Annotated in this window: 2 protein-coding genes; one reads left to right on the top strand and one right to left on the bottom strand. The window is 72.3% G+C overall.

What is annotated here, in order from left to right; translation table 11 throughout:
* Positions 1 to 58: 58 nt before the first annotated feature.
* Positions 59 to 1,471 carry a proline--tRNA ligase gene (gene proS, locus ACWGDE_RS38275; RefSeq protein WP_453393700.1) on the bottom strand — a complete coding sequence of 471 codons (1,413 nt, stop codon included), beginning with the start codon at positions 1,469 to 1,471 and terminating at the stop codon, positions 59 to 61.
* Positions 1,472 to 1,602: 131 nt separating this feature from the next.
* Between proS and ACWGDE_RS38270 the strand changes: the two genes are divergently transcribed.
* The gene (locus ACWGDE_RS38270) at positions 1,603 to 2,283 is read left to right on the top strand and encodes a methyltransferase type 11 (RefSeq protein ID WP_453393699.1); all 681 of its coding nucleotides are present in this window, start codon (positions 1,603 to 1,605) and stop codon (positions 2,281 to 2,283) included.
* Positions 2,284 to 2,349: the final 66 nt, after the last annotated feature.

The following is a 2,349-nucleotide window of genomic DNA, read 5'->3' as shown; positions in this document are numbered from 1 at the left end:
GCCCCGGCGCGCGGCGTGAGCCGCACGCCGGGGCGTGAGCGCCGTCCAGCCGGTCCGGCTAGTACGAACGCGCGACGATGGCGATGTTGCCGGGGGCGTCGTCCGCCTGCGGGACCGACCCGTCCTCGGCGATCAGGCAGCGTACGGAGACGGACTGCTCGGCGAGCTTCGCCTCGCCCTCGGGGCCCAGGTCGGCCCACGGGATGCGCGCCCAGCCGCCGGCGATGGCGGCCTCGGCGGCCTCCTCGATGGTGGCGACGTCGGTCGTACGGGCGATGCGGCGCTCGCGGGACTCGCGCAGCAGCTGCGCCTGGTCCTCCTCCAGCACCTTGGGCAGCAGGGCGGCGAGGTCGGAGATCTGCACGGCCTCCTTGCCGCCCGGGATGCGGCGGGCCAGCATCGCGGTGCCGGCCTCCAGGTCGCGGGGGCCGATCTCGACGCGGACCGGTACGCCCTTGAGCTCCCAGTCCACGGCGCGGCGGCCGAACGGGGTGTCGACGCGGTCGTCGACGAAGACCCGCAGGCCCGCGGCCTTGAGCTGGGCGCCCAGCTCGCGGACCTTCGCCACGGCCTCGTCGCCCTTGATCGCCATGACGACGACCTGGACGTGCGCGAGGCGCGGCGGGACCCGCAGGCCGTTGTCGTCGCCGTGCGACATGATCAGGCCGCCGACCATGCGGGTCGAGACGCCCCACGAGGTCTGCCAGACGAGCTCCTGCTTGCCTTCCTTCGACAGGTACTGCGTGTTGAAGGCCTTGGCGAAGTTGGTGCCGAGCTCGTGGCTGGTGCCGAGCTGCAGGGCCTTGCCGTCGCCCATCATGCCCTCGAGGGTGAGGGTGTTGATGGCGCCGGCGAAGCGCTCCTTGGCGGTCTTGCGGCCGAGCACGACGTCGATGCCGAGCACGTTCGTCATGAAGTCGCCGTAGACGTCCGTGTGGATGCGGGCGGCGTAGTCGCGGGCGTCCTCGTAGGAGACGTGGGCCGTGTGGCCCTCCTGCCAGAGGAACTCGCTCGTACGGAGGAACACGCGCGGGCGCATCTCCCAGCGGACCACGTTGGCCCACTGGTTGATCAGCAGGGGCAGGTCGCGGTAGCTCTGGACCCACTTGGAGAAGTAGTCGTTGATGATCGTCTCGGACGTGGGGCGGACCACGACCGGCTCTTCGAGCTCCTTGCCGCCGCCGTGCGTGACGACCGCGAGCTCGGGGGCGAAGCCCTCCACGTGCTCGGCTTCCCTGGTCAGGTACGACTGCGGGATGAACAGCGGGAAGTACGCGTTCTGGGCGCCCGCGTCCTTGATGCGCGCGTCCATCTCCTGCTGCATCCGCTCCCACAGCCCGTAGCCGTACGGTCGGATGACCATGGTGCCGCGTACCGGACCGTTGTCGGCCAGTTCGGCCTTGTTGATCAGATCCTGGTACCAGCGGGGGAAATCCTCCGCCTGGGGGGTGAGAACGGGTGCCTTTGCCATGGCGCGAATGGTACGGCGCCCGGCGCACTGAGCGTGAATCGGGTGGCGCGCTCCTCTGGACGCGCGGTCGAATCGGGAGTTCCCTGGCAACGGGGGCATGGGGGCGAAACGGAATCAGGAGCGCTCTTTCGATGACACCGACGCCGACGGCGACGCTTGTCGCCCGGGACTGGGCGGAAATCCAGGAACGGATGCTTGTACCGCTGTACGAGGCGGTCTACGACCGGCTGGAGGTCGGGCCGGGTGACCGGCTGCTGGGCCTCGACTGCGGGGCCGGGCTGCCCCTGCTGCTGGCCTCGGGGCGGGGAGCCCTGGCCACGGGTGTGGAGGCGGATCCCGCGCGCCGGACGCTGGCGCGCGAACGGCTGCTGGAGGTGCTGGCGGCCCCGCCGGCGCCCGTGGTGCCGTACGACGTGCTGCTGGCCTTTTCGCCCGCCCCGGGCGCCCTCGCGGCGGCCCTGCCGGCGCTGCGCAGGCCCGGCGGGGTGGTGGTGCTGGCCGACTGGGGCCCGGCGGAACGGTGCACGGTGCCGTCGGTCATGGGCGGCGGTCCGGTGGCGCGGGACCTCGACGCGGTGGCGGCCGCGGCCGGGCTGGTGCCGGACGGCTCGGGCCGGGTGTTCTGCCCCTTCGGCTACGCGGATGTGGACAGCGCCGTACGGGGGTTGCTGTCGACCGGGCTCTACGACGGCTCCGCCGACCCGGCCCTGACGGAGAAGGAGCTGGCCGAGGCCCTTCACCCGTACGAGCGAGCCGACGGGGCCGTGTGGCTGCCGAACATCTTCCGGTACGTGATCGCCCGGACGGCGTAACACCGGCCGCCGCGACGGCGGTCGGCGCACGCGGCGCGTGACGGCGGGGCGGGGCCGGAACGTTCC

Source organism: Streptomyces sp. NPDC054956 (assembly GCF_053609185.1).
This window is presented reverse-complemented; position numbering and strand designations above follow the sequence as displayed.

Bases quoted from the DNA above. Each gene is read 5' to 3' on its own strand.
- proS (WP_453393700.1), bottom strand. From the start codon at position 1,471: ATGGCAAAGGCACCCGTTCTCACCCCCCAGGCGGAGGATTTCCCCCGC.
- ACWGDE_RS38270 (WP_453393699.1), top strand. From the start codon at position 1,603: ATGACACCGACGCCGACGGCGACGCTTGTCGCCCGGGACTGGGCGGAA.